The following is a 15044-nucleotide window of genomic DNA, read 5'->3' on the forward strand; positions in this document are numbered from 1 at the left end:
GTGGCCGGATTGCACGAGCTGGTCGAAGCCCAGGTGGAGCGGACCCCGCGCGCCGTGGCCGTCATCGATGCCGACGGCCACACCCTGACCTACCGCGAGCTGGACCGGCGCGCCAACCAGCTCGCCCACCACCTGCGCGAGCTGGGAGTGGTCGCCGACACCCCCGTGGCGGTGTGCGTGCACCGGGGGCTGGACCTGGTCATCGCGCTGTGCGGCATCCTCAAGGCGGGCGGGGCCTACCTGCCGATCGACCCCGACGCGCCGCCCGCCCGGGGGCGGCTCATGGTCACCGAGGGCGCGGCGCCGGTGTCGGTGGGCGAGCAGGCACTCGCCCACCTGCTGCCCGGCGACCTGACCCGCGTCGTGCTGCTCGACCGCGACAGCGCGCTGATCGACCGCCACCCGACGACCCCGGTCGGCTCCGGGGTACGCCAGGAGAACCTGGTCTCCCTCTACTACACCTCCGGCTCGACGGGCACCCCCAAGGGGGTCGCCAGCACGCACGGGGGCTGGGTCAACCGGATGCGGTGGATGCAGGCCGAGCACCGCCTCGAACCGGGCGAGGCCGTACTGCACAAGACCACGCTCAGCTTCGACGACTCGGCGGTGGAGGTGTTCTGGCCGCTGTCGATCGGCGGGGTGGTGGCGATCCTGCCGCCGGGCGAGCACCGCGACCCGGTGGCGCTGCTGGAGGCCACCATGCGCTTCGGTGCCGCCGTCGTGCAGTTCGTGCCCAGCATGCTCGCGCTGTTCCTGGCGGCGCACCGCCGGGCCGGGCTGCCGCCGCTGCCGCACCTGCGCCACGTGATCTCCAGTGGAGAGGCGCTGACCGCACCCCTGGCGCTCGCCTTCCACGAGCAGATCGGCGTGTACGGCTGCGGGCTGCACAACCAGTGGGGCGCCACCGAGGTGTCGATCGACTCCACCCTGTACACCTACGACCCGCACGACCCGCACGCGGGCCCGGTCGTCTCCATCGGCACGCCCTTCACCGGCAACACCGTGCACGTGCTGGACGAGGCGGGAGATCTGGTACCCGACGGCGAGGCGGGCGAGCTGTTCATCGGCGGGATCGGCCTGGCGCGCGGCTACCACCGCAGGCCCGCGCTGACCGCCGAGCGCTTCGTCCCCGACCCGTACGGCCCGCCGGGCTCGCGGCTGTACCGCACCGGCGACCTGGGGCGCCGCCGCCCCGACGGCGCCCTGGACTTCCTCGGCCGCACCGACCACCAGGTCAAGATCCGCGGGGTACGGGTCGAGCTGGGCGAGATCGAGGCCACCCTGGACGCCCACCCCGGGGTCGAGCGCTCCGCCGTCACGGTGACCGGGGAGCGCCTGCTCGGCTACGTGGTGGCCTCCGGTGCCGCCCCCGACCCGGCGGAGCTGCGGGCCTACCTGGTCGACCGGCTCCCGCCCTACCTCATCCCCGCGCAGCTCGCGGTGGTCGACCGGATGCCGCTGACCAGCAGCGGGAAGGTGGACCGGGCCGCACTGCCGGAGATCGCCGCGCCCGCCGAGCGGGCCGGGGGCAGGCCCCCGGTCACCGCCGTGCAGCAGGCGCTGGCCACCATCTGGGCCGACGTCCTGGACCTGGACACGGTCTGCCTGGACGACAACTTCTTCGAGCTGGGCGGCAACTCCCTGCTCGCCACCCAGGTCATGTTCCGCATCCAGGACGACCTGCGCATCGACTTCCCGCTCTACCTGCTCTTCTCCGCCGAGTCGCTGGAGGAGCTCGCCGAGGAGGTGGCCGAGACCCGCGCCGAGCAGCTCCCGCCGCTGCCGAGGGTGTCCCGAGAGGGCACACTGCCGCTCTCCTACGGCCAGGAACGCCTCTGGTTCCTGCACCGGCTGGCGCCCGGCTCGACCGCGTACAACGTGCCGACCGCCTGCCGCCTGCGCGGCCACCTCGACGTGGCGGCGTTCCGCCAGGCGTTCGACGAACTCATCGCCCGGCACGAGATCCTGCGGACCCGGTACGTGGAGAGCCCCGAAGGCATCCCCGAGGTGCGCATCGACGCCCGCGGACCCCGGCTGAGGTTCGGCGTCGCGCCCGGCGAGACCCGTATCGCCCGCGAGAGCGCCGCCTCCGACGCCCTGCAGGCCGACTGGGAGACCCCCTTCGACCTCGCCGCCGCCGCGCCGGTGCGGGCCAGGCTGACCAGGTTGGACGACTACGAGCACGTGTTCTCCCTGGTCGTCCACCACGTCGCCTACGACGCCGCCTCCGAGCAGGTGCTCTGGCAGGAACTGGCCACCCTGTACGAGGCCGCGCTGGCCGGGCGGCCCGCCGTGCTCCCCGAGCCGGCCGCGCAGTACGTGGACTACGCCACCTGGCAGCGTGCGCACGCCGCGGGGGGCGAGCAGCTCGACTACTGGCGTGCCCAGCTGGCCGGGATCACCCCGGCCGAGCTGCCCATCGACCGGCCGCGCCCGCCCGTGCAGACCTACGCGGGCGCCAGGGTCTCCTTCATGATCGAAGAACGGGTCACCGAGGAGCTGCGCCGGCTCGGCCGCGAGGCGGGCACGACGCTCTTCGCCGCCCTGCTCGGAGCCTTCCAGGCCACGCTCTTCCAGGCGTCCGGCGGCGCCGACGTCGCGGTGGGCTCCCCGGTACCCGGCCGTACCCGCCCGGAGACCGAGCAGATGATCGGTTTCTTCGTCAACACGCTGGTGCTGCGCACCCCCTGCGGCGGCGACCCGACCTTCGCCGAACTGCTCGGCCGCGTCCGTGAGGTGGTCCACGGCGCCTACGCCCACCAGGACGTCCCGCTGGAGCGTCTGGTCCAGGCGCTGCGCCCGCCGCGCGCCCCCGGACGTTCCCCCTTCTTCGACGTCATCTTCAACGGCGTCCCGCTCAGCGCGCTCACCGGCGCCGAGGGCGTGCGCCTGCCACAGCTGACGGTGACCCCCATCGACCTGGCGACCCGCACCACGGTCGCCGACCTCGTCTGCTCGGTCGCGGAGACCCCGGACTCGATCATCGGCGAGGTCGCCTACAACACCGGTCTGTTCGACGGATCCACCGTCGAGAGCCTGGTGGATGCATGGCTGCATCTGCTGGGAGCGGCTGTGCGTGACCCGCACGCGCCGCTCTCGGCACTGTCACCGGTCCCCCATGCGTGAACGGAAGTCCGAGATGCTGCGCACGATGTTCAAATCCAAGATCCACCGAGCGACGGTCACCCACGCCGACCTGCACTACGTCGGCTCGGTGACGATCGACGAGGAGCTGATGGAGGCCGCCGACCTGTTGGACGGCGAGCAGGTGGCGATCGTCGACATCACCAACGGCGCCCGCCTGGAGACGTACGTCATCACGGGGGAGCGCGGCAGTGGGGTGATCGGCATCAACGGAGCCGCCGCGCACCTGGTCGCCCCGGGGGACATGGTGATCCTGATCTCCTACGGCCAGTACTCGGGGGCGGAGTTGCGAGGTTACCGGCCCCGGGTCGTCCACGTGGACGGGTCCAACCGGATCGTCCACATCGACCACGACCCCGCCCGCCCGGTGCCGGGGGCCGAAGACCAGTTCGCACCCGCGGGTGCGGCCAGGAGGCCACGATGAACACGCACACCCCCGTCCACCAGGCGCTGGCCGACGACTGGGCGCTGCTGCTCGGCCTGGACGCCGTCGGTTCCGACGACGACTTCTTCGAGGCCGGAGGCCACTCGCTGGTCGCCATCCAGCTCGTCGCCAGGATCCGGGCGCGGCACGGCGTCGAGGTGCCGGTCGCCGAGGTGTTCACCCACCCGACGGTGGGCGAGCTGGCGCAGGTCGTCCTCGGCCTGCTGGAGGACGGAGCGTCACCGCACTCACCGCACTCACCGCTGGAGGTGGAAGGTGCCGGTCGTAGCGCCTGAGACGTCCCCACCCGGGCCGTCCTCGTCCGGGGCGTCCCCCGCCGGGACGCCGACGCCCGAGTCCACGCTCCCCGGGACGTCCCGGCCGTTCGGGGGAGGGCTCTCGTACGCCCAGGAACGAATGTGGCTCGGCCACCAGCTGGACCCCGCCGGGACGGAGTACAACGTCTGCCTGGCGCTGCGGCTGCGCGGCCCGCTGGACGTCCCGGCACTCGCCGGGGCGCTCGGCGACCTCGTCGCCCGCCACCAGGCGCTGCGCACCGTCTACCCGAACGTCGAAGGGCGGCCGGTGGCCTCGGTGCTGCCACCGGCGTCGGTCGAGCTGCCGGTACACCCGGTGGCCTCGGAGGAGGAGGTTCGCGGGACGGCCGTCGCCGAGGCCCGGCGGCCGTTCGACCTGGCCGCCGGGCCGGTGCTGCGGGCCCGGCTCGCCCGGCTGGCCGCCGCCGACCACGTCCTGGTGCTCACCGTGCACCACATCGCCTTTGACGAGTGGTCCATGGGCGTCTTCTTCGGCGAGCTCGACGCCCTCTACCGGGCCCGCCTCGCCGGTCTGCCCGACCCGCTGCCCCCGCTGCCCGCCGGGTACGACGAGGTGGTGGCGGCCGAGCGGGCCGTGGATCTGGCACCCGCCCTGGCGCACTGGCGCGGCGCCCTGGCCGGCCTGCCCGCGCTCGACCTGCCCACCGACCGCGCCCCCGCCGCGGAGACCTCCGGGGAGACCTCGGCGGCAGGGGAGGTGGTGACCTTTACCGTGCCGGCCGCCACCGCCGCCGCGCTCGGCGCCGTCGCCCGGCGCTGCCGGGCCACCCCGTACATGGCCGGGCTCGCCGCGTTCGCCGCGCTGCTGTCGCGCCACTGCGGCCAGGACGACGTCGCCATCGGCAGCACCGTCGCCAACCGCGCCGTGCCGCACTCCGAGCACCTCGTCGGCGCCTTCTTCAACACCGTGGTGATGCGCGCCGACCTGTCGGCAGATCCGAGCTTCACCGAACTGCTGCGCCGGGTCCGTGCCTACTGCCTGAACACCCTCACCCACCAGCACCTGCCGTACCCGATGCTCGCCCAGGGCCGCGCCCCGCTGTTCCGCGTCCTGTACGAGCTGCACGCCGGCCTGCCGGGGGCCACCAGGCTCGGCGACCTGGCCGTGCAGCCGTTCGAGTTCCCCGACACCGCCGCCAAGTACGACCTCGCCCTGTCCCTGATGCCGGAAGACGACCACCTGCTGGGCCACCTGACCTACCGCGCCGACCTGTTCGAGACCGGCACCGCCCGGCGGCTCGCCGACTCCTTCGTCCACCTGCTCGCCCAGATCGCCGCCGCACCCGACGCGCCGCTCGGCACGCTGGAGATCCTCCCGCCCGCCCAGCGCGAGGCGCTGCTCGCGGCCTGCCGGGGACCGGAACCGCCGGGCTCGCCGGACGTCTGCGCGCACGAGCTGTTCGAGCGGCAGGCCCGGCGCACCCCGCAGGCCGTCGCGCTGACCTTCGGTGAGATCCGGCTGAGCTACCGGGAACTGAACGCCAGGGCCAACCGGATCGCGCACTGGCTGCGCGGCAGGGGCATGGGCCCGGAGAGCGTCGTCGCCGTCCGCCTGCGGCGCTCCGACTGGCTGGTCGCCGCCTTCCTCGGCGTCTGGAAGGCCGGGGCCGCCTACCTGCCGCTCGACCCCGGTCTACCCGCCGCCCGGCTGGAGTACATGATGGCCGACTCCGGCGCCCGGCTGGTGCTGGACGACGCGGCCGCCCTGGAAGCGGAGACCGCCGGGTATCCCTCCGCCGACCCGGACCCGGCCGCCGCGCCCGGCAACCTGGCCTATCTCATCTACACCTCGGGCTCGACCGGGCGGCCCAAGGGCGTCATGGTCGGTCACCGGGGCCTGGTGAACTTCCTGCACTGGTGCGTGTCGGCCTACGCCGTCGGCGGGGTGGGCGGGGCCCCGCTGTTCTCCTCGGTCGCCTACGACATGGTCGTGCCAAACATCTACACCCCGCTGGTGGTGGGCCAGAGCCTGCACGTCGCCGCCGAGGACACCGCCCTGGACGAGCTGGGCGCCGCGCTGTCGGCCCGGCCGTACGGGTTCGTCAAGCTCACCCCCGGACACCTGGAGGTGCTGGCCGGGCAGCTCTCCGCCGAGCAGGCCGCGGGTCTGGCCGGGGTCCTGGTGGTGGGCGCCGACGCCTTCCCCAGCCGGGCGCTGGCGTTCTGGCAGGCACTGGACCCGGCGCCGGTGCTGCTCAACGAGTACGGCCCGACCGAGGCGTCCGTCGCCAACTGCGTGCACACCGTGACCGGCCCGATCGGCGGCGAGCTGGTCCCGATCGGCAGACCCATTCCCGGCACCGCCATGTACGTGCTGGACGACGCCATGCGCCCGCTCCCGATGGGGGTGCCTGGCGAGCTCTACATCGGCGGCGAGTGCGTGGTGCGCGGCTACCACGGCAGGCCCGCGCTGACCGCCGAACGCTTCCTGCCCGACCCCTTCGGCCCGCCGGGCTCGCGGCTCTACCGCACCGGGGACCTGGGCAGGCTCCGCGCCGACGGGGAGTTCGAGTTCCTCGGCAGGCTCGACGACCAGGTGAAGATAAGGGGATTCCGTGTCGAGCTGGGAGAGGTCGAGGCCGCCCTGGACGAACTGCCGGGCGTCGACCAGTCGGTCGTCGTCGCCTCCCCCGTACCCGACCCCCGAACCGAACCCGGAACCGCCCCGGTACCCGAACCCAGGCCAGGATCCGGAACCGCGCCCGTCCCCGGGCCCCGGCCCGGACCTGGAACCGTACCCGTTCCCGAACCACGGCCCGGCTCCGGAGGAGGGCGAAGGCTCGTCGCCTACGTCGTCGGCACCGCGACGGCGGCCGAGATGCGCGCGGGTCTCGCCAGGAGCCTGCCCGAGTACATGGTGCCCTCGGTCTTCGTGCCGCTGCCCGCGATCCCACTCAACCGCAACGGCAAGGTGGACCGATCCGCGCTGCCGGAGGTGAACACCGCGTGGGACACGGGGCAGGAGCCCGCCCCGCGCCGGGCGCGCACCGCCGTCGAGGGGCAGATCGCCGACCTGATCGCCGGACTGCTCGGGATCGGCTCCGACGACGTCGGCGCGGACGAGGACCTGTTCGCCAGGGGGATCGACTCCCTGGGCGCGGTACGGCTGATGGCGAGTGTGGAGCAGCGGCTGGGCGTGAAGGTCAAGCTCCGCAGGTTCCTGGCCGACGCCACGGTCAGCGGCCTCGCCGCCCTGGTGTCCGCGGCCGTCCCCGGCGCCGACCGTGGCTTCGGGCACGCCTCCGGCGGGTCTTCGGGGCACGGCGCGGACCGTGGTTCCGCGCACGGCCCCGCCTCCGCCCCCTCCGGTCCCGGTCACGGCAAGGAGAACGGCTCCGGTCCCGCCCGGGAGCCCGGCCACGGCGCCGAGCCGGGAAGTGACGCTGCTCCGGCCGCCTCGCTCCCCGTGATCACCCCGCTGGCCGTCTCCGCACCCGCCGGAGCCCCGCTGTACTGCTTCCATCCGCTCGGCGGCTCCGCGCGCTGCTACGCGGGACTGGCGGCCAGGCTCGCCGCGTACCGGCCGGTCTACGCGCTGCAGGCGCTGGAGTCGGGGGTGAAGGCCGGTTCGCTGCCGGACATGGCCGCCAGGTACGCCCGGGAGCTGGCCGGTTCGGGTCTGGACCTGGCGCGTCCGTACACGCTCGCCGGCTGGTCGGCGGGCGGTGTGCTGGCCTTCGAGACGGCCAGGCGGCTACAGGAACTCGGCCACCAGGTCGACCGGGTGGTGCTGATCGACTCGGTGCTGCCCGAGGTGTTCGTGACCGACCTGCTGGGCGAGCTGGCCGAACTGGAGGCGCTGATCGACCGGCTGGCCCCGCTGGGCGCTGCCGAGGCCCGGCAGGCCCTGCTCGACTCCAAGGTGGGCTTCTTCGCCGGGCTCGGCATGACGCCCTCCCAGGTGGCCGCCTACCACGAGGCGTACGGGCCGGAGCTGCTGCGGCTCTGGCGCGACAGCCTGCGCGGCCTGGCCGGCTACCGGGCCGGCTGGTTCCACGGGCGCGTCACCCTCCTGACCAGCGAGCTGCACCCGCCCAGGCTGCGGGCCGTCCAGGAGGCCGGGTGGCGCCAGACCGTCTCCGACCTGACCGTCCACGAGATCCCCGGAGAGCACCACGAACTTCTCCGCGCCCCGCACGTCGACCTGATCAGCCGTTTCCTCGCCGGCTGAGGGCGCCGGCGGCGGATAGGCCTTGGCGTCCTCATTCGTTTTTGGGTACGCTCGATCTTCAGGTCGAGAGGCGCTGCAACGGGCTCAGGCCCGCCACGCTCGACCGCGATCTTCTACCAAGGGCGCCTCCCACAACGGGAGGTGGTCCGATGAACGATTCTTCGAGGCACAGCGACGAGCACGGGCACGGCGCGCCGGGAGCGGACGACCGGGTACGGGCACTGCGGGAGCTGCTGGAGCGGCGGATCGCGGTGCTCGACGGGGCCTGGGGCACGATGCTGCAGGGAGCCTCGCTCACCCCGGCCGACTATCGCGACGAGCGGTTCGCAGAGCACCCGCGTGACCTGACCGGCGACCCGGACCTGCTGAACCTGACGCGTCCCGACGTCATCCTGGACATCCACCGGCGGTACCTCGCGGCGGGCGCGGACATCACCACCACGAACACCTTCACCGCGACCAGCGTCGGCCAGGCCGACTACGGGCTGGAGCCGTGGGTGCGGGAGATGAACCTGCGGGGCGCCCAGCTGGCACGTCAGGCCGCCGACGAGGCGGGCGGGCGCTTCGTGGCCGGCTCGATCGGCCCGCTGAACGTCACCCTCTCACTCTCCCCGCGCGTCGAGGACCCGGCCTACCGGGCGGTGACGTTCGACGAGGTCCGCGCCGCCTACGCCGAGCAGATCCAGGCGCTGGCCGACGGCGGGGTCGACCTGCTGCTGATCGAGACGATCTTCGACACGCTCAACGCGAAGGCCGCGATCGCCGCCGCGCGCGAGGTCGCCCCGCACCTGCCGCTGTGGATCTCGGTGACGATCGTCGACCTGAGCGGGCGCACGCTGTCGGGGCAGACCGTCGAGGCGTTCTGGAGCGCGATCCGGCACGCCGAACCGCTCGTGGTCGGGGTGAACTGCGCGCTGGGCGCCAAGGAGGCGCGCCCGCACGTCGCCGAGCTGTCGCGCCTGGCGGACACCTACGTGGCCTGCCATCCCAATGCCGGCCTGCCCAACGCGTTCGGCGGCTACGACGAGACCCCGGAGGAGACGGCGGCGCTGCTCGACGAGTTCGCCAGGGCGGGCATGGTCAACGTCGTCGGCGGGTGCTGTGGGACCTCGCCGGGGCACATCGAGCGGATCGCGGCCGTCGTGTCCGGCCTCCCGCCTCGCCAGATCCCGGCGCCGGCGGCCCGCACCCGGTTCAGCGGCCTGGAGCCCTTCGAGATCGGCTCGGACACCGGATTCGTCATGATCGGGGAGCGCACCAACGTCACCGGCTCGGCGCGTTTCCGGCGCCTGATCGAGGCGGACGACCACCAGGGCGCCGTCGACGTCGCCCTGGAACAGGTGCGCGGCGGGGCCAACCTGCTCGACGTCAACATGGACGCCGACCTGCTCGACAGCGAGCGGGCGATGACCACCTTCCTGAACCTGATCGCGACCGAGCCGGAGGTCGCCCGCATCCCGGTCATGATCGACAGCTCGCGGTGGAGCGTGCTGGAGGCCGGGCTCAAGTGCGTGCAGGGCAAGGGCGTCGTCAACTCGATCAGCCTCAAGGAGGGCGAGGAGGCGTTCCTGGAGCAGGCGCGGATCATCCGGGGCTACGGGGCCGGTGTGGTGGTCATGGCCTTCGACGAGCAGGGACAGGCCGACACCGTGGAGCGCAAGGTGTCGATCTGCGCCCGCGCCTACGACCTGCTGACGGAGAAGGCCGGGTTCGCCGCCGAGGACATCGTGTTCGACCCCAACGTGCTCGCCGTCGCCACCGGCATCAGCGAGCACAACGGATACGCGAAGGCGTTCATCGAGGCGCTGCCGCTGATCAAGCAGCGCTGCCCGGGGGCGCGGACCAGCGGCGGCATCTCCAACCTGTCGTTCTCCTTCCGAGGCAACGACGTCGTCCGCGAGGCGATGCACTCGGCGTTCCTCTTCCACGCCGTGCGCGCCGGCCTCGACATGGGCATCGTCAACGCCGGACAGCTCGCGGTCTACCAGGACATCCCCGCCGACCTGCTCGAACTCGTCGAGGACGTGATCTTCGACCGGCGCGAGGACGCCACCGACCGGCTCGTCGCCTTCGCCGAGACGGTGAGCGGGTCCGGCACCCGCCGCGTCGTGGACCTGTCCTGGCGCGAGGCCCCGGTGGAGGAGCGCCTGTCGTACGCCCTGGTGCACGGCATCGTCGACTTCATCGACGCCGACACCGAGGAGGCGAGGCAGCAGCGGGAGCGCCCCCTGGAGGTGATCGAGGGGCCGCTCATGGACGGAATGAAGATCGTGGGCGACCTGTTCGGCGCCGGGAAGATGTTCCTGCCGCAGGTGGTCAAGAGCGCGCGGGTGATGAAGCGCTCGGTCGCCTACCTTGAGCCCTACATGGAGGCGGAGAAGGAGCAGGCGCGGCTGGAGGGACGTCTCGACACCGGCCGGGGCCAGGGCAAGGTGGTGCTCGCCACCGTCAAGGGCGACGTGCACGACATCGGCAAGAACATCGTCGGCGTCGTCCTGGGCTGCAACAACTACGAGGTCGTCGACCTCGGGGTGATGGTCCCCGCCTCGGTCATCCTGGACACCGCGGTCGCCGAGAAGGCCGACGTCGTCGGACTCTCCGGCCTCATCACCCCGTCGCTGGACGAGATGGTCACCGTCGCCGAGGAGATGCGACGCCGCGGGCTGAAGCTGCCCCTGCTGGTCGGCGGCGCCACGACCTCGCGCCAGCACACCGCGGTCCGCATCGCCCCCGCCTACGACCACAGCACGGTCCACGTGCTCGACGCCTCCCGCGTCGTCGGCGTGGTCTCCGACCTGCTGGACGCCGAGCGGGCCGAGGAACTGGACGCGAGCAACCGCGCCGACCAGGAGCGCCTGCGCGAACAGTACGCGGGCAAGCAGCGCACCCCCCTGCTGACCGTCGACCAGGCCCGGGCGAACCCCGAACGGGTCCCGTTCGACGATCTGCCCGTCCCCGACTTCACCGGCGTCCGCGTCGTGGAGCCGGACCTGACCGCCCTCCGGGAGATGATCGACTGGCAGTTCCTCTTCCTGGCCTGGGAGCTGAGGGGCAAGTACCCGGCGATCCTCGACCAGCCGGTGGCCCGCGAGCTCTTCGACGACGCGAACACCATGCTGGACCAGATCATCGCCGAGGGAAGCCTCCAGGCCAAGGGCGCCTACGGCTACTGGCCGGCCCACTCCGAGGGCGACGACATCGTGATCGACGCCGTCATCGACACCGCGCTCCCCGGCGCGCTCGACGGTGGCGCGGCGGGTACGCGTAGCCTCCGCCTGCCGATGCTGCGCCAGCAGACGGCCAAGCCCGACGGCCGGCCCAACCGGTGCCTGGCGGACTACATCGCCCCGGCCGGAGACCACCTCGGCGGGTTCGCCGTGGCGATCCACGGCGCCGAGGAACTCGCGGCCCGCTACGAGGCCCAGAACGACGACTACCGTTCGATCATGGTGAAGGCCCTCGCCGACCGGCTGGCCGAGGCGTTCGCCGAGTACATCCACCTGGAGGCGCGGCGGGCCTGGTTCGAGCCGGACGCCGATCCCCGCCTCGAGGACCTGCACGCCGAGCGCTTCCGCGGCATCCGTCCCGCGCTCGGCTACCCCGCGAGCCCGGACCACAGCCAGAAGCGGGACCTGTTCGACCTGCTCGGCGCCGACCGGCTGGGCATGGGGCTGACCGAGTCCTTCGCGATGACACCCGCGGCCAGCGTCAGCGGGCTGATCTTCGCCCACCCGTCGTCACGGTACTTCACCGTGGGGCGCCTCGGCAGGGACCAGGTCGAGGACTACGCCCTGCGGCGCGGCCTCGACCTCTCGGAGGTCGAACGCTGGCTGCGGCCCAACCTGGCCTACGACCCCGAGTGATCCGAACCGTCGGCCGGTGCCGTGGGCCGCTGACGACCCGGCCGACGGGAAGGTGGTTCAACCCGTTGACCGGCGGCAGAGGTCGGGGAGGGACGAGAGGATCAGGCGGTCGCCCGAGCAGGTGGGCAGGACGAAGGCGACGGCCTTGCCGGGGGTGCCTGCCAGGGTGGTGACGGGATAGGTCCGGCAGTTGCCGTACGAGAGCCGGTGGGCCAGCAGCAGGCCACGGCCGTTCTCGGCGAGTAGTGGCAGGCCGATCTCCGTCACCGAGTACAGCAGGTTGAAGATGAGGCGGATCTCGTGGGTGTCGGGGTCGCCGTCGACGACCTCGCACCACGTGGGGACGCCGTCCAGGCTGAAGACGCGCAGTTCGTACGGGGGACAGGCGTGTTTCTCTGCGTTGGCGGCGAGTTCGGCGACGATGAGTTCGGCGGTGTCGATGTCGTCGCCGGGCAGTCCCGCGTGCTGGAGTACGTCGCGGAGGATGGCGCGGGCCCGTCGTGAGGCGGATCCGGGTCGCAGGACCTTGACCAGCGCGCGGACATCGCTCCGCCCCGCCGCACCACTGTCTCGTCCCATCGTCGTCCCGCTGTCCAGCTCGGCCATGCTGTCTCCTCGTCCCGTTGTGCCGCTTTCCAACCTGGCCGTGCTGCTGTCTCGCCCCGCCGCACCGCTGTGTGGCCCGGCCGCGCTACTTTCCTGTCCCGTCGTGCCGGGGGCTCCGCTTGGGGGGTGAACACCCAGGCCCGGTGTCGTGGTGTCCCGGATCGTTGTTCCAGTGCTGTAGGTCGGTGGGGTGGTGGTTCCGGGTGGGAGGGCTGGGCTTTCGGCGGAGTGGTGTGGGGCACCTGGGGGGATGTCGCCGGCTGGTGGCATGGGCGTGCTCCGTTCGCTGTGGGGCTGTGCCCAGCAGGAAACGCCAGCATGGGGAGAGGGTGAAGGTCGACACCTGATCATTGATCACTGTCCGATGAGACCCGGCCAACGGCGAACGTAGCTGGGTGTCAGCCGGTCGTATCGAGCGTTGGTGGGCGAAAATCTGTCGTTTGGCTGGGGGAATGGTGGCCGAAGGCCTGCGGGCATCACAATGAGTGGCGATTCGACTACCAAAGGAGAGTGATCGTGGGGAAGGCAGGCGGCGGGAAGGGGCGTCCGGATCTGCTGAGGGCGCGGCTGGAGCGGGGGATGACGCAGGAGGAGGCGGCGGACGCGGTCGGGGTGGCCGTGGGGACGTGGGGGAGGTGGGAGCGGAGCGAGCAGGGGATCCGGCCGCACAGCCGCAGGAAGATCGCGGCGGTGTTCGAGGCGGAGTCCGCCGAGGTCGAGCAGTGGATAGAAGGGTGGGCCCTCGGGGAGACATCTTCGTGGCCGGTCGCGGAGTACGGCGACACATCGACGGCGGCTAGCGTGAAGTCAGCCGCGCTGCTGTGGAGGTATGAGATGGACGAGTCCCGGCGTCATGTGCTGGCGGCGTTGCCGTTCGTGCCCTCGGTGCTGGCGGGGTGGCTGACGGCCTGGAACTACGGAAGCCCTCCCCAGGCGATCGCGCAGCGAGGGAACAGGCACACGGTGGGTCAGGCTGACATCGACCAGATCAACGAGGCCCGCAAGGTGTTCAGCAGTTTGGACGACCAGTTCGGGGCCGGGCTGGTCCGCCCGACGGTGGTGCGGTATCTCGACAGCACGGTGACACCTCTGCTGCGGGGCCGCTACGACGACCGGGTAGGGGCAGGGTTGATGTCGGCAGCGGCCGGTCTGACCTGGCTGGCGGGCTGGACGGCCTTCGATCTGAACCAGCACGGTCAGGCTCAGCAGCACTTCGGCCAGGCGCTACGGCTGGCGAAGACGGGAAACGACCCGTTGACCGGCGCCTGGGTGTTGACGACGATGACCTTGCAGGCGCTTCATCTGGACCAGGCCACCTTGGCGGTATGGCTGGCCAGAGCCGGGACCGACACCGCGCGCCGCGCACAGGCGTCTCCGCGCGTCATGGCGTTGATGCTGGCCAGGGAGGCATGGGCTACGGCCCAGCAGGGCAAGGCGGCCGAGACTCATGACAGGCATGGTGCCAAGCAGGTTGAGCGGCTGCTCGTCGATGCCGAACGCGCGTACGCCCAGGGAACCACCGACAGCGACCCGGCGTGGATCGCCAGGTACGACGAGGCGGAGTTCAAAGCACAGATAGGCCGCTGCTGGAGCATGCTCGGCGAGCATAGGCGGGCTGCGGACTGCGCGGAAGCGGCCGTGGCGGAGTTCGGTAACCGTTTCCCTCGATCCGCCCAGCGCAACAGGCTGCACACGGCGGAGGCATACCTGGAGATGGGCGAGCTGGAGCAGGCCCTCGCCGCCGCCCGAGCCGCGATCCCGGCGACGAAGGCGTTGACCTCCGCCCGCTCGACCGACCTGATCCGGCAGTTCGCCGGTCGGCTTGAGCCGTACAAGGGCAGCATGATGGTCCGTGAGTTCCGCGACCACCTCAACCACGAACTCGCCGCCTGAGCACCTGCGGGACGGAGCTGCAACCGGTGAGCGGGTCTCACCGGTTGGTTCACCTCCGTTTCCGCGACTGTCTGAACCGCGAACTCGTTGCCTGATCGTCCCGTCTCGCACTACTTTGTATCAAGTGGACTTACATGTCCTATATCTCACGAGAGTCTGACGGAGAGGGCGAGTAGTGGGTGCTGCATTGGGGCAACGGCCCCACCTCCGCGCACGATGCGCACCCATCTGACCGGCCTCGCCACGCGGGCCGGTCTGGCGGTGGAGGTGTTCAAGCTGTCGCGGACCGTCCAGGACAACGCCCTGGTGCTGCAGGCGGTGCACCACTCTGCCCGGCCAAGACCCTTATGCGTATGAGGCGGCGCTGGCCGGACAGATCGAGCGGGCCGTTTTGGCCGAGCGGCTGCTGGTCTCCGAGGGCAGATACATCAGCCCGCAGCACCTGGCCGAACATCTGCTGCGCTCCGGAGGCGGACTCGCCGCCCTGTGACGATCTGGGTAGAGGTCTGTTCACCGAGCTGGAATGGGTCGAGTTTGGTTCCCGCGCCCCGCGAGCTGAGCGAGGCTTGACACTGCAAGCTCAGAGGCCGCCTTCTCACATGAAA

The 15044-nt window shown here is 71.8% G+C and carries 8 protein-coding genes and 1 riboswitch; of the genes, 7 read left to right on the top strand and 1 reads right to left on the bottom strand.

The window, feature by feature from the left end:
• The 5 genes from ACFQVD_RS06980 (at position 1) to metH (ending at position 11940) form a co-directional block, all read left to right on the top strand.
• Positions 1 to 3126: an amino acid adenylation domain-containing protein gene (locus ACFQVD_RS06980; RefSeq protein WP_343973504.1), complete on the top strand. Its 3126-nt coding sequence runs from the start codon at positions 1 to 3 to the stop codon at positions 3124 to 3126.
• A gap of 13 nt (positions 3127 to 3139) precedes the next feature.
• Positions 3140 to 3568 carry an aspartate 1-decarboxylase gene (gene panD / locus ACFQVD_RS06985; protein ID WP_343973513.1) on the top strand — a complete coding sequence of 143 codons (429 nt, stop codon included), beginning with the start codon at positions 3140 to 3142 and terminating at the stop codon, positions 3566 to 3568.
• Entirely contained in the window at positions 3565 to 3864 is a 300-nt protein-coding gene (locus tag ACFQVD_RS06990) for a phosphopantetheine-binding protein (protein WP_343973501.1), read from the top strand. The genes panD and ACFQVD_RS06990 overlap by 4 nt, the downstream gene beginning before the upstream one ends.
• Positions 3845 to 8077, top strand: coding sequence for a non-ribosomal peptide synthetase (locus ACFQVD_RS06995; RefSeq protein WP_386270669.1), 4233 nt, complete (start codon positions 3845 to 3847; stop codon positions 8075 to 8077). Before ACFQVD_RS06990 ends, ACFQVD_RS06995 begins: the two co-directional genes overlap by 20 nt.
• A 59-nt stretch (positions 8078 to 8136) precedes the next feature.
• Positions 8137 to 8212: riboswitch (S-adenosyl-L-homocysteine riboswitch) on the top strand.
• A gap of 14 nt (positions 8213 to 8226) precedes the next feature.
• Positions 8227 to 11940 carry a methionine synthase gene (gene metH / locus ACFQVD_RS07000; RefSeq protein ID WP_343973492.1) on the top strand — a complete coding sequence of 1238 codons (3714 nt, stop codon included), beginning with the start codon at positions 8227 to 8229 and terminating at the stop codon, positions 11938 to 11940.
• Positions 11941 to 11997: 57 nt separating this feature from the next.
• Here the strand turns inward: metH and ACFQVD_RS07005 are convergent, their stop codons facing one another.
• Positions 11998 to 12546, bottom strand: coding sequence for an ATP-binding protein (locus ACFQVD_RS07005; RefSeq protein WP_343973489.1), 549 nt, complete (start codon positions 12544 to 12546; stop codon positions 11998 to 12000).
• A 516-nt stretch (positions 12547 to 13062) separates the two neighbouring features.
• Between ACFQVD_RS07005 and ACFQVD_RS07010 the strand changes: the two genes are divergently transcribed.
• Positions 13063 to 14439 carry a helix-turn-helix transcriptional regulator gene (locus ACFQVD_RS07010; RefSeq protein WP_343973486.1) on the top strand — a complete coding sequence of 459 codons (1377 nt, stop codon included), beginning with the start codon at positions 13063 to 13065 and terminating at the stop codon, positions 14437 to 14439.
• A 216-nt stretch (positions 14440 to 14655) separates the two neighbouring features.
• Positions 14656 to 14796, top strand: coding sequence for a hypothetical protein (locus ACFQVD_RS07015; RefSeq protein WP_343973483.1), 141 nt, complete (start codon positions 14656 to 14658; stop codon positions 14794 to 14796).
• Positions 14797 to 15044 lie beyond the last annotated feature (248 nt).

The sequence above is a fragment of the Streptosporangium amethystogenes subsp. fukuiense genome, from assembly GCF_042665875.1.
GTDB classification, from domain to species: domain Bacteria; phylum Actinomycetota; class Actinomycetes; order Streptosporangiales; family Streptosporangiaceae; genus Streptosporangium; species Streptosporangium fukuiense.